General features: G+C 57.1%; 21 protein-coding genes. 8 read left to right on the top strand and 13 right to left on the bottom strand.

The window, feature by feature from the left end; all coding sequences use genetic code 11:
- Nucleotides 1-17: 17 nt before the first annotated feature.
- Both D9K61_RS08855 and prfB read right to left on the bottom strand, forming a co-directional pair.
- Entirely contained in the window at nucleotides 18-713 is a 696-nt protein-coding gene (locus D9K61_RS08855; RefSeq protein WP_254055728.1) for a M50 family metallopeptidase, read from the bottom strand.
- Between the two features lie 12 nt (nucleotides 714-725).
- Nucleotides 726-1,853 carry a peptide chain release factor 2 gene (gene prfB, locus D9K61_RS08850; protein WP_120632874.1) on the bottom strand — a complete coding sequence of 376 codons (1,128 nt, stop codon included), beginning with the start codon at nucleotides 1,851-1,853 and terminating at the stop codon, nucleotides 726-728.
- A 77-nt stretch (nucleotides 1,854-1,930) separates the two neighbouring features.
- Here prfB and D9K61_RS08845 point away from each other — a divergent pair, with 77 nt between their 5' ends.
- Nucleotides 1,931-2,764 carry an aminoglycoside phosphotransferase family protein gene (locus D9K61_RS08845; RefSeq protein WP_120632873.1) on the top strand — a complete coding sequence of 278 codons (834 nt, stop codon included), beginning with the start codon at nucleotides 1,931-1,933 and terminating at the stop codon, nucleotides 2,762-2,764.
- Here the strand turns inward: D9K61_RS08845 and D9K61_RS08840 are convergent.
- The 3 genes from D9K61_RS08840 to D9K61_RS08830 form a co-directional block, all read right to left on the bottom strand.
- Nucleotides 2,758-5,247: a penicillin-binding protein 1A gene (locus D9K61_RS08840; protein WP_120632872.1), complete on the bottom strand. Its 2,490-nt coding sequence runs from the start codon at nucleotides 5,245-5,247 to the stop codon at nucleotides 2,758-2,760. The two genes, D9K61_RS08845 and D9K61_RS08840, sit on opposite strands and share 7 nt — an antisense overlap.
- 94 nt (nucleotides 5,248-5,341) lie before the next feature.
- Nucleotides 5,342-6,562, bottom strand: a complete 1,221-nt coding sequence (locus tag D9K61_RS08835; RefSeq protein WP_120632871.1) for an N-acetylmuramoyl-L-alanine amidase — start codon at nucleotides 6,560-6,562, stop codon at nucleotides 5,342-5,344.
- Nucleotides 6,563-6,628: 66 nt separating this feature from the next.
- Nucleotides 6,629-7,792 (bottom strand): pyridoxal phosphate-dependent aminotransferase, encoded by a 1,164-nt coding sequence (locus D9K61_RS08830; RefSeq protein WP_120632870.1) that lies wholly within the window; start codon nucleotides 7,790-7,792, stop codon nucleotides 6,629-6,631.
- On the opposite strand from D9K61_RS08830, the gene D9K61_RS08825 reads away from it, so the two are divergent.
- The 4 genes from D9K61_RS08825 to D9K61_RS08810 all read left to right on the top strand — a co-directional run bounded on the left by D9K61_RS08825 (nucleotide 7,791) and on the right by D9K61_RS08810 (nucleotide 12,221).
- Nucleotides 7,791-9,173, top strand: a complete 1,383-nt coding sequence (locus tag D9K61_RS08825; protein ID WP_120632869.1) for a M48 family metalloprotease — start codon at nucleotides 7,791-7,793, stop codon at nucleotides 9,171-9,173. The genes D9K61_RS08830 and D9K61_RS08825 overlap by 2 nt on opposite strands.
- Nucleotides 9,170-9,928 (top strand): DsbA family protein, encoded by a 759-nt coding sequence (locus D9K61_RS08820; protein WP_120632868.1) that lies wholly within the window; start codon nucleotides 9,170-9,172, stop codon nucleotides 9,926-9,928. Before D9K61_RS08825 ends, D9K61_RS08820 begins: the two co-directional genes overlap by 4 nt.
- A gap of 36 nt (nucleotides 9,929-9,964) precedes the next feature.
- Nucleotides 9,965-11,035 carry an agmatine deiminase family protein gene (locus D9K61_RS08815; protein ID WP_120632932.1) on the top strand — a complete coding sequence of 357 codons (1,071 nt, stop codon included), beginning with the start codon at nucleotides 9,965-9,967 and terminating at the stop codon, nucleotides 11,033-11,035.
- Between the two features lie 220 nt (nucleotides 11,036-11,255).
- Nucleotides 11,256-12,221, top strand: a complete 966-nt coding sequence (locus tag D9K61_RS08810; RefSeq protein ID WP_120632867.1) for a Hint domain-containing protein — start codon at nucleotides 11,256-11,258, stop codon at nucleotides 12,219-12,221.
- A 38-nt stretch (nucleotides 12,222-12,259) separates the two neighbouring features.
- Here the strand turns inward: D9K61_RS08810 and ispG are convergent, their stop codons facing one another.
- The 3 genes from ispG to hemA form a co-directional block, all read right to left on the bottom strand.
- Nucleotides 12,260-13,381 carry a flavodoxin-dependent (E)-4-hydroxy-3-methylbut-2-enyl-diphosphate synthase gene (gene ispG, locus D9K61_RS08805; RefSeq protein WP_120632866.1) on the bottom strand — a complete coding sequence of 374 codons (1,122 nt, stop codon included), beginning with the start codon at nucleotides 13,379-13,381 and terminating at the stop codon, nucleotides 12,260-12,262.
- 71 nt (nucleotides 13,382-13,452) lie between these two features.
- The gene (locus D9K61_RS08800; RefSeq protein WP_120632931.1) at nucleotides 13,453-14,661 is read right to left on the bottom strand and encodes a helix-turn-helix domain-containing protein; all 1,209 of its coding nucleotides are present in this window, start codon (nucleotides 14,659-14,661) and stop codon (nucleotides 13,453-13,455) included.
- 129 nt (nucleotides 14,662-14,790) lie between these two features.
- Complete coding sequence (hemA, locus tag D9K61_RS08795; protein WP_120632930.1) at nucleotides 14,791-16,014, bottom strand: 5-aminolevulinate synthase; 1,224 nt, start codon at nucleotides 16,012-16,014, stop codon at nucleotides 14,791-14,793.
- Between the two features lie 335 nt (nucleotides 16,015-16,349).
- Between hemA and D9K61_RS08790 the strand changes: the two genes are divergently transcribed.
- Complete coding sequence (locus D9K61_RS08790; RefSeq protein ID WP_120632865.1) at nucleotides 16,350-17,735, top strand: M20/M25/M40 family metallo-hydrolase; 1,386 nt, start codon at nucleotides 16,350-16,352, stop codon at nucleotides 17,733-17,735.
- A gap of 58 nt (nucleotides 17,736-17,793) precedes the next feature.
- Here the strand turns inward: D9K61_RS08790 and lpdA are convergent, their stop codons facing one another.
- The gene (gene lpdA / locus D9K61_RS08785; protein WP_120632864.1) at nucleotides 17,794-19,188 is read right to left on the bottom strand and encodes a dihydrolipoyl dehydrogenase; all 1,395 of its coding nucleotides are present in this window, start codon (nucleotides 19,186-19,188) and stop codon (nucleotides 17,794-17,796) included.
- A gap of 161 nt (nucleotides 19,189-19,349) precedes the next feature.
- Between lpdA and D9K61_RS08780 the strand changes: the two genes are divergently transcribed.
- Nucleotides 19,350-19,838 (top strand): hypothetical protein, encoded by a 489-nt coding sequence (locus D9K61_RS08780; RefSeq protein WP_254055727.1) that lies wholly within the window; start codon nucleotides 19,350-19,352, stop codon nucleotides 19,836-19,838.
- Here D9K61_RS08780 and D9K61_RS08775 read toward each other — a convergent pair.
- The 4 genes from D9K61_RS08775 to D9K61_RS08760 form a co-directional block, all read right to left on the bottom strand.
- Nucleotides 19,835-20,413 carry a DUF924 family protein gene (locus tag D9K61_RS08775; protein WP_120632863.1) on the bottom strand — a complete coding sequence of 193 codons (579 nt, stop codon included), beginning with the start codon at nucleotides 20,411-20,413 and terminating at the stop codon, nucleotides 19,835-19,837. The two genes, D9K61_RS08780 and D9K61_RS08775, sit on opposite strands and share 4 nt — an antisense overlap.
- 109 nt (nucleotides 20,414-20,522) lie before the next feature.
- The gene (locus D9K61_RS08770; protein ID WP_120632862.1) at nucleotides 20,523-21,794 is read right to left on the bottom strand and encodes an MFS transporter; all 1,272 of its coding nucleotides are present in this window, start codon (nucleotides 21,792-21,794) and stop codon (nucleotides 20,523-20,525) included.
- Nucleotides 21,795-21,906: 112 nt separating this feature from the next.
- Nucleotides 21,907-22,953, bottom strand: a complete 1,047-nt coding sequence (gene queA / locus D9K61_RS08765) for a tRNA preQ1(34) S-adenosylmethionine ribosyltransferase-isomerase QueA (protein WP_120632928.1) — start codon at nucleotides 22,951-22,953, stop codon at nucleotides 21,907-21,909.
- Between the two features lie 42 nt (nucleotides 22,954-22,995).
- A complete protein-coding gene (locus D9K61_RS08760; RefSeq protein ID WP_254055726.1) occupies nucleotides 22,996-26,385 on the bottom strand; it encodes a DUF3971 domain-containing protein in 3,390 nt (1,129 codons plus the stop codon).
- Between the two features lie 68 nt (nucleotides 26,386-26,453).
- Here D9K61_RS08760 and D9K61_RS08755 point away from each other — a divergent pair, with 68 nt between their 5' ends.
- Entirely contained in the window at nucleotides 26,454-26,915 is a 462-nt protein-coding gene (locus D9K61_RS08755; protein ID WP_120632860.1) for a peroxiredoxin, read from the top strand.
- Nucleotides 26,916-26,980: the final 65 nt, after the last annotated feature.

Below are 26,980 nucleotides of genomic sequence, written 5' to 3'. Positions count from 1 at the left end.
TGTTTGAAAGGTTTTGGTTACCTGGCCCGAACATCAAACCGGACATTGCTATCCCGACCCAGCATGTTTCGCAGGCAATAGAAAATCATCACGAAGCTGAGGACCAACCATAAACCGCCCCACATCAATGTCGTTCCGCCAAACTCTTCTGCCAGCATGTACGCGTCCGAGCGTAAACCGGCGCGCCTTATGGTGTCATCAAAGATATCAAACGGAACGTAGATCATGCTGGTCAGCCCGATGACCCGCAGAACCAGATCGCAGAGATTGCGACTAAGATACCATGCAACACCCAGCATCACCGCACCAACACCCGCGCAGAATGCCATGGCAAAGGGATCGCGGACGTAAAGAAGCGTCACAAGCACCATAACGCCGCCGAACACGCCAAGCACGGCCCGGTCCTTATTTGTGCGCAGGGCGATGATCAGCAAGCCCATCCCAAGTAAAAGTGAACCGAGGTATCCGGCAGACAGGCTGATAAACCGGTTTCCGCCCCGTCCGATCACAAGCCCACCCTGCTGGGGCGAAACCGAGAAGCTTTCAACAGAGCCGCCGGTCAGGACAATGGCCAGAGCGTGCGAAAGCTCATGCAGGAAGACAACAAGGATCTTCAGCGGCAAAACAACTGGCGTGTTCCACAATAGAAACACAGATGCGACAATAGTGATCAATTGCCAATGGCCTTTGATCAGGTTTGCCGCAAAGGTCACGCGTTGGCGCAATTAGCCGTCGCCCTGCGCCTCGGACCGGCTTTTTCCTGCCACGTTCAGCGCCAGCGTCGCCGCCATAAACTCATCCAGATCCCCATCCAACACGCCCTTGGTGTCAGATGTTTCATGGTTGGTACGCAGGTCTTTGACCATCTGATAGGGTTGCAACACGTAAGACCGGATCTGGTTGCCCCAGCCCGCGTCACCCTTGGCCTCGTGGGCTGCGTTGATATCGGCGTTTCGACGATCCAGCTCTTGCTGATACAGGCGCGATTTCAAGGCTTTCATAGCGATGTCACGGTTCTGGTGCTGCGATTTGACAGAGCTGGTCACTACAATCCCGGTCGGGATATGCGTAATCCGAACCGCCGAGTCGGTGGTGTTGACGTGCTGACCGCCTGCACCAGATGACCTGTAGGTATCGATGCGAATTTCCGAAGGGTTCACATCAATCTCGATATTGTCGTCCACGACGGGATAGACCCAGACGGAACTGAAAGAAGTATGCCGTTTGGCTGCCGAGTCGAAGGGCGAGATGCGCACAAGGCGGTGCACACCGCTTTCGGATTTCAGCCATCCATAGGCATTATGGCCCGAAATTTTGTAAGCTGCCGATTTGATCCCCGCCTCTTCGCCCGAGGTTTCGGATTGCAGTTCGACCGTGTATCCTTTTTTCTCGGCCCAACGCACATACATGCGCGCCAACATCGAGGCCCAGTCGCAGCTTTCGGTACCACCTGCGCCCGAGTTAATCTCAAGGAATGTATCGTTGCCGTCAGCTTCGCCATCCAGCAGGGCCTCAAGCTCTTTCTTGGCTGCCTTTCGCTGCAGGCTTTTGATCGCGCCCTCAGCGTCCTGGACGACCTCGTCATCTTCTTCGATTTCGCCCAGCTCAATCAACTCGATGTTGTCGCCAAGGTCGGTCTTGATCGACTCATAGGTCTCAATTGCATCCACCAGCATCTGACGCTCTTGCATCAGTTTTTGCGCCTTTTCAGGGCTGTCCCACAGATTGGGATCTTCTACACGCGCGTTGAATTCCTCTAACCGGTGCGGCGCGGTTTCATAGTCCATGCGCTGCGCCAACAGCTCTAGCGACTTTTCAATTTCCGCCACGATATTCTGGGTTTCGGCGCGCATGGTATGGTCCCAACTTGCTCAATCAGGCCTGCGTGATAGCAAGAGGTGCGAGACACCACAAGACAGGCGAGGCGCGAATGCAAGGCGCACCACAAGAGTTTCTGGACAGATGGGCACTTATCCCGCTTGACGCCGTTGCAGATACCGGCGCCGCGCGGATTTGGAAAGTGCAGCGCACCGATGGAACGCAGGGAGCGTTCAAGCTGTATCACCGACCGGATCGCGGCAACGAAGCGCCAGGGACCCAGTTGTTATCCGCTTGGCAGGATCGCGGTGCGGTCAGAATTCTTGACGTCGCCGAAAACGCAGTGCTGATGGAGTGGCTGGACGGGCCGACCCTTGGCGACATTGCACGATCCGGACAGCCGGAAAAAGCGGTTCAAACGTTGGCGGATACTGCGCGCCTGCTGCACCAAGGTCCACTGATTGACTGCACCGGATTGAAGCCAATGGCCCAAGTATTTGCCCCGCTGTTTGAGTGTCGGTTTGCCGAGCGCTGCGCCCCACCGCTGGCAAGGGATATCAGACACGCGATTGGATTGGCCCGCGCTCTTTTGGATAAGCAAACCGTGCAAATTCCACTGCATGGGGACCTGCATCATGACAACGTCATTCAAACCCAAACCGGGCCGCGTGTGATAGATGCCAAAGGATATCTGGGGGATCCCGCGTTCGAGTTGGCAAATGCGCTGCGTCATCCCAAAGGCATGAAAGACCTCGTCCGCCGAACTCAGCAAATCGACCGGTGCCTGACACTCTATGCTGATGCGATGGCTGTACCGCGCCAGCGTCTTGCAAAATGGGCGGCAGCAAAATGCGCTTTGTCAATATTCTGGCGAGCAAGCGGCCTCGTCACCGAAGATGCCGAAGCCGATCTGTTGCACTTGCTGTTAAAAATAGTGGATCAGTAAAGTCCACCGGTGGATAGATCGCCCTGCGTGGCTTTGGGCCCGACTGTCACAGTCTCACCGGTAGATGTCTGCACCTCAACGCCCGCTCGCTGCACCTCTTCGAACAGGGGCAAGTCAGATCCGATAGCAAAACCGCCATCGTAGATCCGGTCAATAAAGCCATCGACGCCATCGCGAAAATACTCGGCCACGACATAGTCGCCACTGGCGTTGTCTGGCAGACGTGCACCACTGAAACGGTCGATCTTTATGAAACGCCCGCCCGGCGGTACGTCGAAGGGACCGCCACCATATTTTTCAACGGCCTGTTCCATAAAGCTTTGGAAGACCGGCCCGCACAACGTACCACCATATGCGCCGCGTCCCATCGGGCGTGGACGGTCATAACCGATGTAGCAACCCGCCACGATGTTTGAGGTAAAGCCGATAAACCAGGCGTCCTTCGATTCATTCGTCGTTCCTGTCTTGCCTGCGGTAGGAACCGGCAGATTTACGACACGCGAGGCCGTTCCGCGATCCACAACGCCTTTCATCATGGACGTCAACTGATACGCCGTGACGGCATCCATGACCTGGCTGCGGTTGGTTTCAATGGTCGGGGCCTCATCCGGTGCCAACCAGTTGGAGTTGCAATCCAGACACTGACGGTCGTCGTGCCGATAGATTGTCTTGCCAAACCGATCCTGAATACGGTCGACCAGGGTGGGTTCGACCCGCTCACCCCCGTTGGCGAACATCGCATAGGCAGCCACCATCTTGTACAGGGTGGTTTCTTCAGCCCCTAGCGAGTTGGCCAGAAACGCGCCCATACGATCATAGACACCGAACCGTTCCGCATACCCGGCGACAACAGGCATCGTCACCTCTTGCGCCAGACGAATCGTCATCAGGTTTCGCGATTGTTCGATCCCGGTGCGCAGCGGCGTCGGACCATAGAATTTGTTGGACGAATTCTTGGGGCGCCACAGCCCTTGGGGCGTGTTCACTTCAATCGGCGCATCCACAACAATGGTCGCGGGACTGTATCCGCTGTCCAATGCAGCAGCATAGACAAAGGGCTTAAAGCTTGAGCCCGGCTGTCGTTGTGCCTGTGTGGCCCGGTTGAACACCGTGTCCTGATACGAGAACCCGCCCTGCATCGCCAAAACACGACCCGAGTTCACGTCCATCGCGACAAAGCCGCCCTGCACTTCGGGCACCTGTCGCGCAGACCATTGGCCCTCTTCCCCGGCGACGACAAGTATCACGTCACCACGTTTGAAATTCGCCGCGAAATCGCCCTGCATCCACTTGATGTCCGAACGCGGGATGACGCCATCTGCCGGGCCATCTTCGATTCCAACCGTCATGGACTGTTCCGCAACATCCATCACAACCGCCGGATACCACTTGGTGGGCAGAACCACATCACGCGGAATTTCCATAATGGACAGCGTTTCGCGCCACTGCGCTTCATCTGCCAAGGTTTCCTCGGCGATTACTTCGCCGGTGCCCCGCCACTTCCCGCGTGAGCGGTCGTATTTCTGCAAGGCTTCACGCAGAGATCGGGCGGCTTCGACCTGCATTTCTTCGTCGACCGAAGCGCGCACCGTGAACCCCCCGGTGAAGAATTCGCCTTCGCCAAAATCCTCGCTCAGCTGGCGGCGGATTTCGTCGGTAAAGTAATCCCGTGGCGGCAGTGCCGTCCGGAAGCTTTCAAAGTCGCCATTCTGGACCGAGCGCAACGGCTGTTCGACCTCAACCTCATAGGTCGCCTGATCGATATAACCATTCTGCTGCATCTCGCGCAGTACGTAGTTGCGGCGCGCCATCAAGCGGTCTTTTTCCCGCACCGGATGATAATCCGACGGCGCCTTAGGCATGGCGGCCAGCATGGCGGCCTCATGCGGATCCAGCTCTTGCAGGGTTTTGTTAAAATAGGTCTGTGCCGCAGCCGTCACACCATACGAGTTCTGGCCCAGAAAGATCTCGTTCATATAGAGCTCGAGGATCTGTTCTTTATCCAGCGTATCCTCAAGCCGTGTGGCGAGGATGATTTCCTTGATCTTGCGTTCGGCCCGGCGATCACCGGACAGCAGGAAGTTCTTCATCACCTGCTGGGTAATGGTTGACGCGCCGCGCACGGTTTCCCCTTTGGTGCGGACCGCCTCGACCCCGGCGGCAATGATACCGCGTGGGTCGTATCCCTGATGGGTGTAGAAATTCTTGTCTTCGGCAGAAATGAAGGCCTGTTTCACCAGGTCCGGAACTTCTTCGGACGGCGTGAACAAACGGCGTTCCTGCGCAAATTCGTCGATCAGCTGACCTTCGCCGGAATAAATACGGCTGATTGTCGGCGGTTTGTATTGTGCCAGCGACTCGTGGCTGGGCAGGTCACGCCCGTACATCCAGAACACCGCGCCAACAACCAACGCAGCCATGAAGATACCCAAGGTAACAAGGCTGAAAATAGCCCCAAAAATCGAAAGAATGAACCGGATCACGTTACTGCCTTTTTCTCGCGCTGCCGCCTATATAGTGTCGCGCTGCTCAAGGGTCAAAACAACAAGCACATTCTAGCTGGTTTGCGCCGTCAGGTCACTGACCAATCAGGGATTGCCGGACCAGATCCTGCTGACGCCAGTCTTCCAGCCCCTGATAAATTCCCACTGCCATCTTTGCACGCCATTCAGGATCTTTGAGGTTGTTCAAATCCCTGGGGCTGGACAGAAACCCAAGTTCAACCAGAACCGACGGGATATCCGCCGCTTTTAGCACTGAAAACGAGGCTTTACGCAAAGGTCGGCGATTCATCGGCCCGCCCTGTTGCGCCATTCCATTGGCCAGCGACCGTGCAAGCGCATCCGTGCGCGGCTTGGTTTCCTGCCGTGCGATGTCCAACAACACATCGGCCACCTGATCATCCGCGCCGTTCAGATCGATCCCCGAGATCAGGTCGCCCCGATCGTGTCGTTCGGCAAGTTTTGAGCTGGCCACGTCTGACGCATCCTCGGACAGGGTATAAACCGCCGCCCCATGCGCCTGCCCTTCGGACAGCGAGTCGGCATGGAGCGAAATGAACAGATCTGCGCCGGCCCGATGGGCCAGCGCAATGCGCCGCTCCAGCGAAACAAACTGGTCTTCGACGCGCGTCAGAACAACCTCATAACCCCCTGAACGCAAAAGTAACTCACGCAACTCGCGGGCAAAAATCAACATCATTGTTTTTTCGTCAGTGCCACCAACCTCGGCCCCCGGATCGATCCCGCCATGGCCGGGGTCCAGCATCACGCGCAAGGGTCGGTTCCCATCGCGTGGTTGGGCCTTTTGGGTGACCGCTGGTTTAGGCAAATCCCAACCTGGATTACGCGGTGCACCTGCAGCGGCATTGAATGCATCGAAATCAGTACCTTTAAGGGTAAGCGACAGCAGTGCTGAACCGGACCCTTCGTCAATCTTCAGGTTCGCCGTTTCCACTGCCATCGGGGCACCGAGATCCAGAACCAATCTGGACCATCCCGGCACATAGGCACCAAATTGCACGTCGCTTATACGTTCGGATTTCAGGAAGGCGTCCCGCGTCAAACCGGTCCAGTCAACCTCTTGAAAATCCAGCACCATTCGGTAGGGATCTCGTAATGTAAAAATGCGGTATGGCACACCTTGGCTAAGGCCAATGTCCACGCGAATACCCGCGCGCCCGGTATCGACAATCCGGCTTTGATCCGGTTGCACACGGGCAAGCGCGCTGAAGTCCTGCGCGACGGCCGTACCGGCCAGCGCCCAGAACAGCGCAATGCAAAAGATGATCCTGCTCATAGCCTCAAGTTTTCCCGAGATCGTTTGGAACGTACCCTATACCAAGCGGGGGGCTTTGTGAACGCTTCAGACCTGTTCGCTGATCACGCCCTTTTCAGCCATGAAGCGACGCAACCGGTCCAGCCCGTCCTGAATATCAGCCGTGGCACGAGCATAGGAAAACCGCAGGGTCGTATGGCCGCGTTGCGGGTCGAAGTCCAACCCCGGCGTCACCGCGACACCGGCCTTTTCCAAAATCTCTGACGCGAAGGCCCGGCTGTCATCTGTCAGGTCCGAGACATCGGCATAGACATAAAACGCCCCATCTGGCGGTGCGATATTGGTGAACCCTGCTTTGGGAAGTCCATCCAGCATCAGCGCGCGGTTCTGCCGGTAGACATCCAGATTGGCTTGCAGCTCATCCTCACAGTCCATTGCGGCCAGCGCAGCCACCTGACTGGCGTGCGGCGCACAGATGAACATGTTCTGCGCAATACGTTCCACAACCCGCACCTGATCCTCGGGCACCACCATCCAGCCCACACGCCACCCGGTCATCGAGAAGTACTTGGAGAATGAGTTCATGACATAACACTCATTGGTCAGTTCAAGCGCAGTGACGGCTTTGGCCTCGTATTCCAAGCCATGATAAATCTCGTCGCTAATGAATGATGCCCCCTGCCCTTGTGCGGCCTCAATCAACGCGCTCATGGCAGCGTGATCCAGCATGGTGCCGGTCGGGTTCGCAGGGGATGCGACCATCAGCCCTTGCAGATCCAGTCCCGCGAAATCTGCGGGCACCGGTTGCAGACGATTTTCCGGCGCGGTGGACAGGTCGACCGGAACCAGTCCCAGAGCTTTCAGAATCTGCCGGTAAGATGGATAGCCGGGCGCACCGATGCCGACACGATCGCCACTGTCAAAAAGTGCGGTGAAGGCCAACAGAAACCCACCGGAAGACCCGGGCGTAATCACCACACGCTCCGGGTTCAGGTCGACATCGTACCATTCACCGTACAGACGCGCGATCCGTTGGCGCAACGCAGGCAAACCCAACGCCACTGTATAGCCTAGCGGGCCTTGTTCCATGGCTTGGGCAAGCGCCTGAACAGCCCTTTTGGGCGCACCGGTTCCGGGCTGGCCGACCTCCATGTGGATCACGTGACGTCCGGCCTCTTCCGCCTTGCGCGCAGCCTCCATCACATCCATCACGATGAAGGGATCGACCCCGGATCGGGTTGAGTTTCTCATGCCCATCTCCCATGTTGCATCCATGGCTTTTGAACGCGTATCCCGTCTGGCGTCAATCCCGGCCCTGATGCTGGTGGTTGTCGTTTGGCTGACAGCCGCGACATCAAGTAACGCACAAAGCCTGATCCGGGATCCGGATATTGAACATGGGCTGCGGGAACTGGCCTTTCCGGTCCTGCGCGCGGCCGGGCTAAACACCAATCGCGTTCGAATTTTTGTGGTCAATGACAACACGTTCAACGCCTTTGTCATCGACTACAACGCCATCTACGTGAACTACGGCCTGATTCTGACCGTGGACAGCCCCGAAATGCTGCAAGCCGTCATCGCGCATGAGGCGGCCCATATCGCCAATGGCCATCTGGCGCGCCGCGCCGAAAACCTGCGCGCCGCGCAGCGAAACGCGGGCCTCGGCACAGCCCTCGCGATCATTGCTGCAGCTGCTGGCGGCGGAGAGGCTGCTGCGGGCATTGCTGCCGGGACATCTGCCTCGGCCCTGCGCAGTTTTCTGGGTCACACGCGCGCCGAAGAATCCTCGGCCGATCGCAGCGCCGCCAGCTATTTGCGATGGGCAGGTATATCGCCCAGCGGCATGGTCAAACTGCACCGCAAATTCGCCGGTCAGGAATTGCTGAGCACCGCAAATCAGGACCCTTACATGCGGTCCCATCCCACCAGCCGCGAACGTTTGCGCGCGGCCGAGACGTTTTTGGACGAATTTGGTGACAAGGCGGAGCCAAATGCCAATGCCGATTACTGGTTTGCCCGCGTCAAAGGCAAGCTGTCCGCGTTCCTGCGGTCACCGACATGGACACTGCGCCGCGCCAAGGAAGAAACTGACCGCGATATCCGCCTGATGCGCGAAGCTTCGGCCCATCACCAGAATCGCGATCTGGCTCGCGCCCGTGCGGCAATTGATGCAGCACTGGCCATTCGCCCGGATGATCCGTTCTATTACGAACTGAAGGGGCAAATTCTGCTGGAAAACCGGCGATTTCAGGACGCAACCAAAGCTTACGGGCAAGCCGTAGAAATGGCCCCGAACAACGCGCTGATTCTGGCCGGGTATGGCCGCGCGCTACTGGCCCAAGGCCAGACGAAGAAAGCGTTGCAAGCCCTTGAAAAGGCGCGCGCACGTGACTATCGGAATGCCCGATTGATGCGGGATTTGGGCGCGGCCTATGCCCAGGTTGGCAACAATGGAATGGCGTCAGCCGTCACAGCAGAACGGTATGCCCTGCAAGGCCGTCTGGCGGATGCAGGTATCCATGCAAGACGGGCCGTTGGGCAATTGCCCGAAGGGTCTCCGGGTTGGCAAAGGGCGCAGGATGTGTTGATTGCCTCAGAACGCGCAAAGAAATCAAAAAGGAAACGGAAATGATCCTCAGACATGCTGCACCCGCCCTTCTGGGGCTTTCCCTGATCACCAGCCCGGCACAGGCGTTGGACCTGAACGCGATGACCGATACGGAAAAGGCCGAATTCGGCGCGCAGGTCCGAGAATATCTGCTGGAAAACCCAGACGTCATCATCGAGGCGATCAATATCCTTGAACAGCGCAACGCCGCTGCCGAGGCCGAGACGGACAAGGAACTTGTCGCGGCCAATGTCGATGAGCTGTTCAACGACGGCTACAGCTGGGTTGGTGGCAACCCCGACGGCGATATCACTCTGGTCGAATTCATGGACTACCGTTGTGGCTACTGCCGTCGTGCCGTGCCTGAAGTGGCCAGCCTGTTGTCCGAGGACGGCAATATTCGTCTGGTGATCAAGGAGTTCCCGATCCTGGGTGATGCGTCCGTGCTGTCGTCGCGCTTTGCTGTAGCGACAAAGCACGTTGCGGGTGACGACGCCTACAAGCAGGTCCACGATGCTTTGTTGGAGTTCAGTGGCGACGCGTCTGAGGTAACCCTGCGCCGGATTTCCGATGGCCTTGGGTTGGACAGCGATGCGATCATTGCGGCGATGGACAGCGAACAGGTCACCGATGAGATCTCACAGACCCGCGCACTGGCGCAGCGCATGCAGATTTCGGGAACCCCGTCCTTTGTATTGGGCACCGAAATGTTGCGCGGATATCTGACCGCTGATCAAATGCTGCAAATCGCCGATGGCGTGCGCGCTGATCAGGGTTAAGTGGCAAAGCGCGGGCTTATGAGAATGCGATCTGTGATGAACCGGCGGGACTTCGTTCTCGCCGGAGGAGCGGTAGGTTTGATGAGTGTTCCCGGTACGTCATATGGTCGAACCGATACCAGCTTTTTCGTTCCTGCCGAAGAGACCCTGCATCAGCGGACATTCATGCAATGGCCGGTCAGCCGAAAGGTCTACCGGGATTCGATCTTTCTGGACATGGTCCAGCAGACGATTGCTGACATTGCCAATGCGATCTCAGATTTTGAACGGGTGACAGTGCTGGCAGCACTCGAACATCACGCAACCGCTCGCAGTAAGCTATCGGATCAGGTCGAACTTTGGGATGTACCGACCGAGGACCTTTGGTGCCGGGATTCCGGGCCAATATTCGTGATCAACGGGACCAAGGAATTGGCCGTCAGCCAAATTCAGTTCAACGGATGGGGTCACAAACAGGTGCACAGAAACGACGCCCGTGTCGCCGCACAGGTGGCGGAACGCCTAAGCCTGCCCCTACTACCAAGTGGTCTAAAGGGCGAAGCTGGTGGCGTTGAACAAGACGGTCACGGCCTGTTAATGGCGCACGAAAGCTCGTGGGTGAATGACAACCGCAATCCTGGCCTGTCCCGGGGCGAGATCGAAGCCCGGTTGCTTGCCACATACGGCGCGCATCACATGATCTGGTCAGAGGGCGTCTATGGCGAAGACATCACAGACTATCATATAGACAGTCTTGCGCGGTTCACAGGCCCGGGACGTGTTCTGATAAACCTGCCTGACGATCCCGATATGTCCGATCCCTTCCACGTCGCCGCGCTGGCCACATATGATCGTTTGGTGGCCGAGGGCCTGCAGGTTGAGGTTATCCCTGAACCATATTCTGTGCGCATTGAAGACCCGGACTTTGTCACCTCCTACGCGAATTACTATGTCTGCAATGGAGCGGCCGTTATGGCGCAGTTTGGCGACGCTGAAACAGATGCCATCGCAGGTGAGGCGCTGGCGCGCCATTATCCCGGGCGAGAGATCGTGCCCTTGAATGTCGACGTGTTAGGAGAGCTTGGCGGAGGCATTCACTGCGCCACGCAGCAGATGCCATTCGTATAGAAAAATGTACCAGATTTTCGCCGCATTATGTCCGAAAGCGCGAAAACTTGTCACCACATGATCAAAAGGTCAGTGAAGACCATGGTCCCTGGTGGTGGTGCAAAACGAACAAAAACTGGAAAATTGCACCTAAACGGCACTTTTTCACCCTTTTTAAGCACGTTTCGTATGATACCTAATCGACAGTGTTGTTATGTGTTTAAGGGGTCAGGAGGGGTAGATGCCCACATTCAGTATCGACGTCATCGGTGTAACTGGTACGGCTTGGGGAACTTTCACGTCTTTGGGTGTCGTCGGCACGATCACGTTTTCGGATGATGACTCGTTTGGCATTGGCGACAACAACCCCGATACAGAAACGGCCGCGCTTCCCGTGATCACGGGTGTGACGGGCACTTTACCTGCGGGCTGGGTTGGACAAACCCTTGCCTTTGGCTGGCAACAACAAATCGACGGAACCGGCGGCCCGGATGCTTTGGGCATGGTGATTGGCGGCGGGTCCAACTTCATTTCGACCCACTTGGTTCAGTACCCCGGCGGTACGCCGATTGTCACCGGAACCACATACACTGCATCTGGAATTGTAAACGTTCCGTCCGAGGTGGTTGTCTGCTTTGTAGCCGGGACAAAGATACAAACTGCAGATGGCGAGGTTGTCGTCGAAGACCTAGAGGTTGGTGACAAGGTCGTCACCCAAGACAACGGCCTACAACCCATTCGTTGGATCGGCTCTGCCAGACGGTTTGCTGCCGGTGAATTGGCCCCGGTCGTTTTCCAAAAGGGTGTCATTGACAACACACGTGTTCTAAAACTATCGCCGCAGCACAGGCTGTTGATCTCTGGATGGAGGGCGGAACTGCTGTTCGGTGAAGACGAGGTTTTGGTTCCAGCGAAGGCCCTCGTCAATGACGGATCCATCTTTTTCGAACGTGGCGGATATGTTGACTACTACCACATCCTGTTCGACACACATGAAATCATCTATTCGGATGGCGTACCCACAGAAAGCCTGTTTCCGGCGGATCAAAGCCTTGGCGCGTTGTGTCAAAGCGCCCGTGATGAAATCTTCGGGCTTTTTCCAGAACTCGCCGGGAATGAACCATTGGCATTCTGGCACACCGCCCGGAAGTCATTGACCGTCAACGAAAGCAGGCTGCTTTCACCTTCGCCGACCAACTTGCGCTAGCATCCAACAAAAACTGATCTTGGCCTGACGGATTCACCCTACTCCGCCGCTTCCTGAACAGCATCAAGCTCGGCCGCTTTCTTCTCGACCTCTTCCACGATGTGATCAATCATCTGATCGTTTGACATCTTATGGCTGGCCTTGCCTGCCAGATAGACCATGCCGGATCCCGCTCCGCCCCCAGTAAACCCGACATCGGTCATCAACGCCTCACCCGGACCGTTCACGACGCAACCGATGATCGACAGGGACATCGGTGTCTTAATGTGCTCCAAACGATGTTCCAGCGCCTCGACCGTTTTGATCACATCAAACCCCTGCCGCGCGCAAGACGGGCATGAGATGATGTTGACGCCGCGATGACGCAAGCCGAGTGATTTCAGGATTTCGAACCCGACCTTGACCTCTTCCACCGGATCGGCCGACAGGCTGACGCGGATCGTGTCGCCGATCCCCATCCACAAAAGGTTTCCCAAACCGATGGCGGATTTGATGGTGCCAGAGACCAACCCGCCCGCCTCGGTGATACCCAGATGGATTGGCGCGTCAGTCGCCTCGGCAATACCCTGATATGCGGCCGCCGACAGAAAGACATCGCTGGCCTTCACGCTGATCTTGAACTCATGGAAATCATTGTCTTGCAGGATGCGGATATGTTCCAGCCCACTTTCGACCATCGCCTCGGGGCACGGCTCGCCGTATTTCTCAAGGAGATGCTTTTCCAGACTGCCTGCGTTCACGCCAATCCGGATTGAACAGTTGTGATCACGCGCCGCCTTGATGACTTCCTTGACCCGCTTTTCGTCTCCGATGTTCCCGGGATTGATCCGCAGACAGGCGGCACCTGCTTCGGCCGCCTCGATGCCACGTTTGTAGTGAAAGTGAATGTCAGCCACGATCGGAACCGGGCTTTCGCGCACGATTTCTTTCAGCGCCTTCGAGGACGCTTCATCCGGAACAGAAATCCGCACGATATCCGCGCCAGCTTCGGCGGCGGCCTGAACCTGCGCAACCGTCGCTGCGACATCGGTGGTCAGAGTATTCGTCATGGTTTGCACAGCGATGGGGGCATCCCCCCCGACGGGCACATTGCCGACCATGATCTGACGGGATTTGCGGCGATAGATATCGCGCCAAGGACGTACGTGATTGAGGGACATGAGGACGGATCCGCGTCTGCCTAGGTTGCTGCTTTAGATAGTTCGGCAACCCGGTCTTCGCAATGGCTAGATCACTCGGCGGGCTCTTCAGTCGCCTCGGTCTGCAGTTCGGCCACCAATTGCTTCAGCGCGCTGTTTTGTTCCGAGTTCAGATCTGCAACGCTATAGACCTCGGAAACCGCATCCTTGGACAGGATGACACCTTTGGCGACTGTACCCGGCGCACCGGCGGGTCCATAGTGTTCACCATTCATCGAAAAATAGACTGACCCGGATGCACCAGCACGCAGTTGCGGAGGTTCCTCGGTCAAGGGCACTTCGAAGGTGCTGCCCTGCTCGACTGTACCTAGCGTACCCTCAAAGATCACGCTGCCGTCAGCTGCGGTCACACGCATCCAGGACGGATCAACAGCCACGATTTTTAGGGTCGTATCAACCTGCTCGACAACTTGTGGCAGCGAAGGTCTTTCGACCGTGTGTATGTCTGCGACCTGAACCTGCGGCAGTTCAGGCGGACGGAAGGTGCCCACGTCCCGTGGATCAAGCGTCGAGATCGGAGCGTCACGCGCCACCAGAACCGGTACATCAAGCGCCTGAGGACGATACAGACGATCCAGCGCTTCGGAGTTTGACGCCAACGTCGTTTCATCGACATCGCTGCTGTTACGCGCTGCATCCAGCGGATCAAGATCGGACAGAACTACAGGCGCCTGTTCTACAGGGCTGACCTGCACTTGCTGGATCTTGTTCAAAACAGCCCAGCCGCTATAGCCAATGCCGCCGATCAGTGCCAACAAGACCAGCGATGAGCCTACGGCACGCGGTTCGATCTGGCTGACCAGAGATTCTTTGCCCGGAATGTAGGGCGTATTGGGTGAGATGAACGGATCGCGTCCCATTGGCCCGCGCGACGGTAAGTCGCCGGTGGGTTTGCGCACGACCGACGCCTCGGCAGACATCCCATGTGCGACTTCAAACCCGCTTTCCTGACAGAAGGAAGAAAATGTCTCGTCCGGGTTCATTCCCAGATAGCGCGCATAAGAACGCACATACCCGGCGATGAAGCCGGGTGTGTCAAATGCGTCAGGATCGGCATTTTCGATAGCAGCGATGTAGTTGGCTTTGATCCGCAGTTCGCGTTGTACGTCCAGAAGAGACTTGCCCATGGTCGCGCGTTCGCCGCGCATCATGTCGCCAAGCCGTACCTCATAGTCGTCATAGCCTTTTGGCCTGACTTCCATGCCTTCTTCGGAATCGCGCTGTGATCTGCGCCCAATCATTCCTACTGCCCCATTCTGCCCGCCGCGTGTATCGCGCTCGCAGCGAATCGTCCCCATAACGATTCGTCCGCTACTTTTGTTAGCGTAATCTTAACACGCGACAAACTAGTTGCACACTTTGGCGTTAGGTTATCCGGCAAGTTCGGCGCGATTTAGCGCACAATGTGACCAAAGTTCGTCCATCGCGTGCACCAGACGGTTCATTTCGTCAGGTCCATGCACCGGAGACGGGGTAAAGCGCAGACGCTCGGTTCCGCGCGGGACAGTCGGGAAATTGATCGGCTGCACATAGATGCCATGATCGTCCAGCAGCATATCGCTGAGCTTTTTGGTGTGCACCGGGTTGCCAACAATCACCGGTACGATGTGACTGCCGTGATCGATCAGCGGCATCCCCAGCCCTTTGAGCCGCAGCTTGAGGATGCTGGCTTGTGTTTGATGCTGCTCGCGCAACTCGAGCGCACGTTTCAGATAGGCGACCGAAGCCGCTGCCCCAGCTGCGACAGCGGGTGGCAAGGATGTCGTAAAGATGAAGCCCGGCGCATAAGAGCGTACAGCGTCACACATCTTGGCGCTTGCCGCGATATAGCCACCCATGACGCCATACGCTTTGGCGAGCGTCCCGTTGATGATGTCGATACGGTGGGCCAGTCGGTCACGTTCGGTCACGCCACCGCCGCGCGGGCCGTACATGCCAACGGCGTGAACTTCATCGATGTAAGTCAGCGCGCCGAATTCATCGGCAAGATCGCAGATTTCTTCGATCGGACCGAAATCGCCATCCATCGAGTAAACAGATTCAAATGCGATCAGCTTGGGCGTGGCGGGATCGTCAGCCTCAAGCAGTTCACGCAGATGAGCGACGTCGTTATGGCGGAAGATACGCTTGTCCCCACCATTGCGGCGCACGCCTTCGATCATCGAGGCATGGTTCAACGCGTCGGAATAAATGATCAGGCCAGGAAACAGCTTTGGCAGCGTGCTCAGCGTGGCGTCATTGGCAATATACGCGCTGGTGAACAGCAGCGCCGCTTCTTTCCCGTGCAGGTCGGCCAGTTCCGCCTCAAGCCGTTTGTGAAAGACGGTGGTGCCCGAGATATTGCGCGTGCCGCCGGACCCTGCCCCGGCCGCATCAACGGCCTCGTGCATCGCATCCAGAACAACAGGGTGTTGACCCATGCCGAGATAATCATTGCCGCACCAGACAGTGATGTTCTGATGTGACCCATCCGGGCGCGTGCGCACCGCGTGCGGAAAATGTCCGTTGCGACGTTCGATGTCGATGAAGGTCCGGTAGCGTCCTTCGTCATGCAGCCTGGCAATCGCTGAATCGAGCTGAGCAGTATAGTCCAACGGACCCTCCTTGAATGCCTGGCGATCATTCCGACCCCGGACAATGTATTCTACCACAATGCACAGTATACACTGTTTTCGCGGTTTTTGCGTTCCTCTGACCTAACTGCCTACAGCCGAACCAGTGAACCCAACTTTGATTTGCATCAAATATAAGTTTGCGCTTGCTCCGACAAGTAAAGTTACGTCCTTCAGACGCGAGGAAACGACGCAGGCAAACTATCCGGGATCGGCAAGTTTCCGATATTAGACCAATTTCCGCCTTAACCGCACTGGACGGCGGCGATAGCGCTGATAGGTTCGCGCCTGAAAACACCCAAAAGCAGGAGCCACCCATGTCGCTAGACGCCGTGCTGAACCAGATCGATGCAGATCTGCAAACTTCGATCGACCGCTTGATGGAGCTGCTGCGCATTCCGTCCATCTCAACCGACCCCGCCTTTAACGAACAGGTCAGTCAGGCCGCTGATTGGCTGGTTGCAGACCTGCAAAGCATCGGCATTTCAGCCGAGAAACGAGAAACACCCGGTCATCCGATGGTTGTCGGGCATGTTGGTGAGGGAAGCGACGGGCCGCATGTCCTGTTTTACGGCCACTACGACGTGCAGCCGGTGGACCCGTTGGAGCTGTGGAACCGCGAGCCGTTTGATCCCGCCATCGAAGACACAGACCATGGCCCGGTTATTCGGGGGCGTGGTTCGTCAGATGACAAAGGGCAGCTGATGACATTTGTCGAAGCCTGCCGTGCCTGGAAAGCGGTTCACGGGTCCCTGCCCTGTCGCATCACCTTCTTCTTCGAGGGTGAAGAGGAATCGGGTTCCCCTTCGCTGGTTCCTTTCCTCCGTGAAAACGCGGCTGAGCTGAAGGCAGACCTGGCGCTGGTTTGCGACACCTCGATGGTGTCGCGCGGCGTGCCTTCGATTGCATCTCAACTGCGTGGGATGCTGAAGGATGAATTCACCATTGTTGGCCCCCGGATCGACCTGCATTCCGGTCACTACGGTGGCCCGGGCCTAAACCCGTTGCGCGAACTTTCGAAAATCGTTGCCTCTTTTTACGATGACGAAACCGGGCGCGTCGCGGTGGAGGGCTTCTATGAAGGTGTTCATGAGGTGTCTGACGAACAGCTGCGCCAATGGCAAAGCTGCGGATTTGATGAGGCAGAGTATCTGAACTCGGTCGGGTACAGCCAACCCCATGGTGAAAAGAAGTATTCAACACTGGAGCAACAATGGGCACGCCCGACCCTTGAGGTGAACGGCTTGTGGGGCGGCTATAACGGTGCCGGATCGAAAACCGTCATCCCGTCAGAGGCCCACTGCAAAGTAACGTGCCGTCTCGTCGGTGATATGGATCCCGACGCGCTGCGCGACAAAATCCGCAAACATGTCGAAGACCGTTTGTCCACGGATGCCAAAGTTGTTTGGGACAACGATCTGGAAGGCGCACCTGCCTCGGTCATGAACCTGGATCGTCCTGAATTCGAGGCCGCGCGCGGCGCATTGTCGGATGAATGGAACCGCGAAGCCGTGTTTACCGGCATGGGCGGATCAATTCCTGTGGTTGGTTACTTCAACACCGAGCTCGGGCTCGATTCCATGTTGGTTGGATATGCCAATGATGATGACGCCATCCATTCGCCGAACGAAAAATATGACGTCAAAAGCTTCCACAAGGGTATCCGCTCATGGGCGCGTATTCTGGATGCGTTGACCAAATAAACATCAAAAAAGGCACCGCCAGATTGGCGGTGCCTTTTTTGATTGCGTTTCAGCAGATTTACATATGGATCACACGGCCATAGGCATCCAGAACGCTTTCATGCATCATTTCCGACAATGTTGGATGCGGGAAGACGGTGTTCATCAGATCCTCTTCCGTTGTCTCCAACTGACGTCCGACGACATACCCCTGAATCAGCTCGGTCACCTCAGCGCCGATCATGTGGGCACCCAGAAGCTCCCCGGTTTTTGCATCAAATACAGTCTTGATCAAACCTTCGGGTTCACCAAGGGCAATCGCCTTGCCGTTGCCGATGAACGGGAAGCGACCGACCTTGATATCATAGCCCAGTTCCTTTGCTTTTGCTTCGCTGTAACCCACTGATGCCACTTGTGGCTGGCAATACGTGCAGCCGGCAATGCTCTCGGGTTTCACCGGATGCGCATGCTTTCCGGCGATCAGGTCTGCGACCATAACGCCTTCATGGCTGGCTTTGTGCGCCAACCAAGGTGCTCCGGCGATGTCGCCGATAGCATAAAGACCATCGACGCCCGTGCGGCAGAATTCATCTGTCACCACATGCGTGCGGTCGATCTTGACGCCCAAAGCCTCGAGCCCAAGGCCTTCAACGTTGCCGACAATCCCAACTGCAGAAATCACGGTGTCAAAGTCGTGTTTCTCGACCTTGCCTTTCACCTCGATATGCGCGGTTACCTTGCCCTTGGCGCGATCAAGCTGCTTGACCATCGCCTTTTCCATGATGGTCATGCCTTGCTTGGTAAACGCTTTCTTGGCGAGCCCGCTGATCTCAGCATCTTCAACCGGCAGCACCCGGTCCATGACTTCGACCACAGTCGTGTCGGCGCCAAGCGTATTATAGAAGCTGGCGAATTCGATACCGATGGCGCCCGAACCGATCACCAACAGCTTCTTCGGCATTCGAGGCGGCTGAAGCGCGTGCTTATAGGTCCAAACCAGATCGCCATCGGCCTCAAGACCCGGAAGCTCACGCGCCCGCGCACCGGTGGCCAGAACGATGTTCTTGGCAGTCAGGTCTTCAGTACCTTTGTCGGTTTTGACACTGACTTTGCCTTTGGCCGGGATCGTTGCCTCTCCCATCACCACGGTTACTTTGTTTTTCTTCAGCAAGTGCCCGATACCGCCGGACAGTTGCCCGGCGACGCCGCGTGACCGCTTTACCACCGCGTCCAGATCGTACCCGACCTTATCCGCCTTAAGACCAAAGTCCTTGGCACGTTCCATCAGGTGGAACACCTCGGACGAACGCAAAAGCGCCTTGGTCGGAATGCATCCCCAGTTCAGGCAGATGCCCCCCAGATGTTCGCGTTCGACTACGGCTGTTTTCAGCCCAAGTTGAGCGGCGCGGATTGCAGCCACATAGCCGCCAGGACCAGCGCCGATTACGATCAGATCAAAAGATTGTGCAGCCATATGTCCCTCTCGGCGCAGGTCGGTTCAAATTTAGTTTACCATTAAACCAAATTTCGCGACGCATCAACACGCTGCCTGCGCGACATATGCGACGCAAGATCGGCATGTTCAGGTTGTGCGGCTTTCAACCTATACCCGGGACGTTACAAAGGCTAGAAAAGATGAACGAACGCTCCTTGGACTTTCCTTTTCACAAGTTATTCGAAAGGCTTACCATGGCCAAGACGCTCAAAGATTTAGTGCTCGCCCTGCTGAACGCCACACTAATACTGGTTGCCCTATGCCTGTTTCTGGGATGGAAGCTGGCCTCTTCGGTGGACAACGTCACCACAAGCTTTTCCGAGAACCTGAAGATCGTCACGCCGCTGCGGGACGAGGCTCAGGGAATTCGCGGTGAGCTGGCCGCCCTGCGGAGCGATCTGGCAGCGATTCCAGTGGACGGGGGCACACTCGACAGCGCGACTGCAACACGAATTGCGGATGTCCTGGACAAATTGAACGCAGTGGAAAGCAAACTTCAATCCACGCAAGCCCGGTTCTCGGAAATGGCCGAGTCGCCAGAGACACTGATCGAACAGGCGATAGATCTGTCGGCCGACGCAGTGGCCGACAGGATCAAAGACATTCGTGGATGCGTGCCGGAAAGTTAACCTGCGGCTTGCAATTCGCGAACCGTCGTGCCGTATCCACCCATGTTCACATAGGCCGCCTCTGGCTCGGTCGTTGGGCGAGACAGGGCTTCGTTGCGATACGGGAAGCGGCCGAACTTGCGGATCACTTCTCGATGCGCCCGGGCGTGCAGAAGGTTGCTCGGGTCATCACTGCTCAGGTTCTGGCACATCAGTCGTACGCAGCGTTCCTGATCACACAAATTCTCGGAATGCATCATCGGCAGATAAAAGAACTGCCGTGCCGGTTCATCGATTTTGAGATCCCAGCCCCTGTCGACCGCACATTTTGCCGCCGTCAGCGCCGCACGATCCGACGCAAAGGCCCTAGCCTCTCCGCGGAACATGTTTCGCGGGAACTGATCCATCAAAATGATGTATGCCAAAGCCCCGCTTGGATAGGTCAGCCAGAGCGAAAACTTGCCCTCATTCGCTGCCTTCCAGGTCTCTTGGAAACGGTCACGGATTTCAGCGTCCAGCGCGTCATCCGGCAGATACCACCCCTTGGGACCAACCTTGTCTAACCAAAAACTCAATACGTCTTCAGGCCCAACCATTGCCTTAAACTCCGTCTTTTGCCCTCCCCAGGGACGTAACGTCATTTAAGTCGGTTTTACAGAAGTGTTACAGTAACATATTGCAACACTTACGACATATTTTCGTGTCCTAGGCGGTATCCTGCGCGTCCTGCTCTTCCTGCGCGGCTTCGATGACAACCTCTTGCGCGACCTCCATCGCGATCGGCGACGAGGTTGGGTAGATCGGGGCGATGGCTCCGGTTTCATCAACAGGCACGTAGGCACGCTGTGTCATCCGGTAGAGCGCATATACTGCCATCGCAAACATCAAGGTAGCAATAAACAGGAAAAATCCCGGTGGCCCGATAACCCCACTACCCATCAACCACCCTGTGATCACTGGCCCGGCAATCGCACCAAGACCGTTGATAAAGACCAACCCACCAGAGGCCGCCGACATATCATCATATTCCAGATAGTCGTTTGTGTAGGCAACCAACAGTGAATACAGCGGGCTTGTCATGCCGCCGATGATAAAAGCCGCAGACAACAAGGTTGTGAAAGTGGTGCCGAACATCATGCCGATCAATGCACCGCCCCCTCCAACCGCTGACACCAGAAGGATCAAAATACGTCGATCAACCTTGTCTGATACCCATCCCAGGGGAAATTGCAGTAGAACAGCGCCAATGTAGAAAGCCGCCACAAAAGACGAAATCTCGATCAGCGACAGCCCTGCCTGTGCTCCGTAAACAGCGCTCATCCCGAACTGGGCCGAAAACACTCCACCCAGCAGGAACATGCCAACACAACCCAGCGGCGACGTTTCCATCAGCTTGCGCAGTGTCATTGGTTTGGTTGTATCAAAGGCCGGCGTTGGTGAGATCGAGAGCAAGATGGGCGCGAACGATACAGACACAAGAATGGATGCAATTACAAAGGTTTCATACCCTGCCGGGTCACCCACAAGCAACAGCGCCTGCGCGGTAACAACGCCGGTCATCTGCACGATCATGTATAGTGACAGGGCCTGACCACGATTTTCGTTACTCGCCGCGTTGTTCAGCCAGCTCTCTGCTGTGACATACACTCCTGAAAAACAAAACCCGATCACGACGCGGCCCAGCGACCATGCAATCGGGTCCGTGAGCATGGGGTACATAATCATGACGGCGGAAATGAACGAGGCTAAAGCGGCGAATACACGCACATGGCCTACCCGTCGTATCATCTCGGGGGCCAGGCGCGACCCCCCCAGAAAGCCAACAAAGTAGGCGGACATCACAAACGACATCTCTAGCGTCGAGAACCCTTCAATGTCTCCGCGCACACCCAACAGGGTACCCTGCAGGCCGTTCCCGACCATAAGCAGCCCCATACCGAGCAATAGCGCCCACGCGCTGGAAAGGACCTGAAGCATTGGGGCCTCCGAACTAAATCAACCTGAGTATTGGAATCGTTATGCGATCAAAAATCGCTTTGATCGCGCTTGTCTACGACATTGCGATGTCTCGATCCCGTGAACACGCCCTTCAGGGGATCAAAAGCGACGCATCCCCATAGGAAAAGAAGCGATAGTTCTGATTGATCGCATGGGCATAGACCGACTGCATCCTCTCTTGCCCCATCAGGGCCGAGACCAGCATCAGTAAAGTGGATTTCGGCAGGTGAAAATTGGTCATCAAAGCGTCAGTCACAGCGAACTTGAAGCCCGGATAGATAAAGATGTCCGTTTCGCCTTCCCAATCTTCGATCACGCCACCGCGCGCTGCACTTTCGATCAGGCGCAGGGCCGTTGTGCCAACCGGGATGACCCGTCCCCCGGCCGCTTTGGTCGCGCGGATTTCTTCGGCTGCGGCTGCACTGACACGTCCCCATTCCGCATGCATTTTATGTGTGGTCACGTCCTCGACCTTGACCGGTAAAAACGTCCCCGCTCCGACATGCAGGGTGACATGGCTGAACGTCACGCCGCGCTCTGCCAAAGCGCCCATAAGTGAGTCATCAAAATGCAGCGACGCGGTTGGCGCGGCGACCGCCCCGGAATTCCGCGCCCAGATCGTCTGGTAGTCCGTCTTGTCTTTCTCGTCCGCAGGGCGTTTCGCGGCGATGTATGGTGGCAGTGGCATAGCCCCTGCTTGTTCCAGCGCGGCGTCGAAATCATCACCTGTCAGGTTGAAGCGCAGATAGGCCTGCCCGTCATTGATCTGCTCCAACGTTGCGCTGAGGTGATCCGAAAATACGATCTCTTCACCCAGTTTTACCTTTTTCAAAGGTTTGATCAGGGCGGACCAGGTGCCATCTGCCTGAGGGTCCAGCAAAGTCGCCTCGATCGCCGCAGAAACAGCACCCTGCGCGCTATCCCGATGGCGCCGCCCGCTAAGACGCGCTGGGATCACCCGGGTGTCGTTCAGCACCAACCGGTCGCCGGGTTGCAGCCATTCAGGCAGATCAAACACGTGACGATCTGCAATCGCATCCCCATGCGCCACCAGAAGGCGCGCAGCAGAACGCGGGCTGGCTGGTCGCGTCGCAATCAGGTCTTCGGGAAGGTTGAAATCGAAATCGCTGAGTTTCATGGGTGCGCCATACAAGGCCGAAAAAGATTCGGCCATCCCCGGTCAGTTGTCCCTGGACGGGGATCCAAAAGTACGCCGTGGTTTGTCCGGCTTTTGCGGCTGCGCATTGGGACCGTCCGAGACAGTCGGGGCTGGCGCGCGCAACAGATTACGCAGAAACAATGGGGCGAGACCGGACAAGGGATTTACGGAAACTTGTGGTGAATCCAGTGGTCCGGTCAGCGTATAGTTGAAACCGATCACACCCTCACCTTTGCGCGTGAATACGCTGCCAATCGCATTCACCAGATAGATCGGAGAGATTGCACCGCGCAAATTCAACATCCCTGCGACGGGATCGATGGTGCCGTCAAAAGACAAACCCATGGAGGGGCCAACAGCGCTGCCGCTCAGTACTTTGATTTCCGTCGGGGTAAGCCGCATCCGGCTTTCGATTGTCGAGAAGAATATGCCCTGCCCTGCCATCTCATCCAGCAACCCGATCAGGCTGATGGCATTGAGCAATGCAGCCATGGCTGGCGCATCCTGAATGCGCGTGTTGATGATCTTAAGGATCACATCATAGCTGCCGGGCGCACCTACAGGCTCCAGCTGCAGATCAAGACCACCGCCCCGAGCCTGTGTCAGAAGACCGGCAGACCGCAGAACAGCGCCTGCGTTCTCGGACGTAAGATTGACTGCGCTGCGACCACCGCGTGGAATAACTTGTCCACGCACAGAAGCCCCGCCGTTGACCTGTGCCGTGAATCCACCGTTGATACCTCCGGTGGTCGCAAACACACCTTTGAACCGGGTTAAGGCAACTGTTTCAGTGACTTGCAGCCGATCCAGGTTCACATCCAATTTTGGCCCAGCGGCTGTCGAGCCGTTTCCGGACCCGCTGCTTTCACCGAATGTTGCACGGCCCAGATTTACAACGCCGCCCAGAACCCGAATATCCGGCGGCGCTGCACCGCGCCCCACCAGTTCTGCCGGAACGGCCAACCAATCGCCGACCTCGAACGAGCTGAAGCGGGCGCGATCAAAGCCCCCATCCCCCCGAAACGAGATGGACGCAGCCGTTCGCAGACCCGCGGCATCCAATCGCAAAGAATCCACACTTAGCTGCTGTCCCAGTGTCGCCTCGGCCGTCAGATTCCCTTTGCTGCCAGCAGCCTTGCGCCACCCCAACTCTGGAATGGCAAGTACGACCCCCTCCAGGTCTGAGGACGCAGAGAGTTTAGGCGGTTCACCAGCACCAATCCCCAAGGTGATATCCGCGGCGCCCTGCCCCGTCAGCATATCCTGCGGCAAACCTGAGTTGATCGCCTGCATCAACCGCGGCGACAGTTCGATCTGCCCGGTCAGCGCGCTGCGCTGCGCGGTCTCTCCGTCGATGGGTTGCCGCCATAGCGCCTGGATGGGAACACCTTCGAACAACCCTTCGCCTTCGACCTGAACACCTGTCTGGTCTCCGCTAAGGTTCAGCATGTCGGCGCTGACCAAAAACCCAGGCACCAATCGGTCGCTGCTCAGATTTCCCAGATCGCCGTCGAAATGGAATTCAGTGTCCTGGAATTTCAAACCCTTTTTCATTGGCAGTGACAATGTTCCGGCCAACGACACCGAGCCATCAGCCAGATCGACCGGCAAATTGGCCTTGCTCAGCAATTCCAGTGGCGGCCGATCCAGCAACGACAATGCCGCCGTTACGCTGCCCGTTGCCCTGATCCGCGCAATGGCTGGTGCGGATTTTTTGATATCCGTGTCTGGAATAATAAAAGATGTTCCCGACGCATCTACACCACCACCCTGATCTGCCTGCACCACGCCACTTTCAGCTGTTGCTGTAAACCTGCCATTGATCAGGCTGGCCTGTCCCTGCGCCCCAATGATCGGTGGCAGCGTTTTGGCAAATCGGACTTTGGCCTTTTCAAACCCGAAATCCAGATAGATATCCGGTTTATTCCCGGGCTCTAGCCGCAAGGCGAAATCCATGTCCGAAAGGTCGCCCTCGTATAGGTTTTCCGTAACCCATTCGCGTGGTTTAGGCGCCAGGCGCTCGGGCCAATAGCCCAGAACCCGTTCCGATGACATGCCATCCAGATGGGCATCCAGCTGAACAGCCCAACCGTCGGGCCGCCCGGTCAGATTGCCCGAGGCGCGGGCCGTGTGATCTGTATCGTAGACGGTCATCTGCCCAAGATGCAGCTGAAAGGGCGCGAACTTCATCTTGAAATCGAGATCTGCCTGCGACAGCTCCAGTGCCTCGGGAAACAGGTTCGCCGGGTTTACGTTGATGCCTGTCAGACGCAGTTGGGCTGCCAAACTGTCCAGGATGCCATCCTCGACCCCTGCCAAGAACGCGGTGCCTTCGGCCTGCACTGATCCCCACGCGGATTCTACCGATACATCGTTAAAATCAAGCGCCTGCCGACGCGGATCATAGGTGAAATATGTGCGTGCGGATTCAAAGGGAACCGGGCGGGTTTCCGGGTTGGGCTGGACAGCGCCTGCGCCCAAATTCAACGTGGCAAATAGTGGCCCGAGGGCGCCTTCGCCATCAATACTGCCGCGCAACGCGCCCGAAATCGGCGTTCGCAGGACCTGCAACCAGCCGAACGCAGGGCTTTGACCGGCAACATCTTCGGCCGGCAGATCTGTGATCGAAATCCCAAACCGCGCAGCAGGTGACCCCAGAACGCTGGTGTAATTCGCCTCGATCGTACTGACATAGTCGCGGCCCGCCAAAACGGAAAACCCTGTCGCCAGCCGCATTTCACTGGCGCTGCGGGTTACCAGTATATGCCCGCCATCCAGAACCCACGACCGTTCCAGCCGAAGGTCGCGATAGTCCAGGGTAATCGCATCCAGTTCCACGGATGTCAGCGCGGACAGATTCTCGGACAGAAAGGCCTGATCAGAAGCCTCGATCAGCTGCGCCAGGTTTGGCGCTTCTCGCACCGGCGTACTTCCTGCGCCGACGGTCAGCGTCAGCGCGCCGTCTTTTCCGCGCGTCAGGGCGACCTGTGCCCCACTAAGGATAATGCGTTTGGGCCTGACATGACCGCGCAGCAACGGGCGCATGGCAAGGCTGGCCCGCATATCGGACACTTGCGCAATCTGCTGCCCTGCCGCGTCACTGATGCTGACATCCGTCAACCTCAGGCGGGGCCGCCACCCCTCATGAATGACAAAGCTGACATCGCCGAACCGGATCTGCAGGCCACCAAGAGTTTGTTCCAACCGCGCTTCGACCCGGTCCCGCAACCACGCAGGCGCATGCATGCGATGGCCAATGACCATGAACCCCGTGAACAGCGCCAGAAAAACCAGCAGCAGCACCCCGCGCATGGTCCAGATCCCGGCAGTGCGACGGCGTGACCGACGGCGCGGGGGTTTACCCGGCTGTTCGCCCCCGTCATGTTCCTGCTGCGCCAATTTGGTATCCACGCCTTTCAACCTGCCCGTGCCGCCCTATGATACCGGGCAGCCTATAAGATTCTTTAGCGGAGTTTCCAATGCCCGACGTCTCAGACATCGCCCCCGATTTCACACTGCCCCGCGACGGCGGCGGCGAAGTGACCTTATCGGACCTGCGCGGCGGTACCGTCGTTTTGTTTTTCTATCCCCGTGATGATACGCCGGGCTGCACCAAGGAATCCATCGGTTTCTCAGAGCAACTTCAAGCCTTTGCCGATGCAGGTGCTCAGGTCTTCGGCATCTCGCGCGACAGCGTAACCAAGCATGACAAATTCGTCGCCAAACACGGGCTGACCACGCCGCTGCTGTCGGACGAGAACTCGACCGTCTGCGAGGATTATGGTGTGTGGGTCGAAAAGAACATGTATGGCCGCAAGTCGATGGGGATCGAACGGTCGACCTTTGTGATCAATGGCGAAGGCCGCATCGCAAATGTCTGGCGCAAGGTGAAAGTGCCGGGCCATGTGGATGCGGTGCTTGACGCCGTAAAGGCGCCGTAACGCCCTCGACCTGCGTCGCCATCCGGCTTATGCCGCAACCAACCGAAGACAGGCGGAGCGAACCC

Origin of the sequence: Ruegeria sp. EL01 (assembly GCF_900313035.1) — a bacterium.
GTDB lineage: Bacteria > Pseudomonadota > Alphaproteobacteria > Rhodobacterales > Rhodobacteraceae > Ruegeria.
The sequence above is the reverse complement of the archived record's forward strand: the minus strand, read 5'-3'. Positions and strand labels throughout refer to the sequence as shown.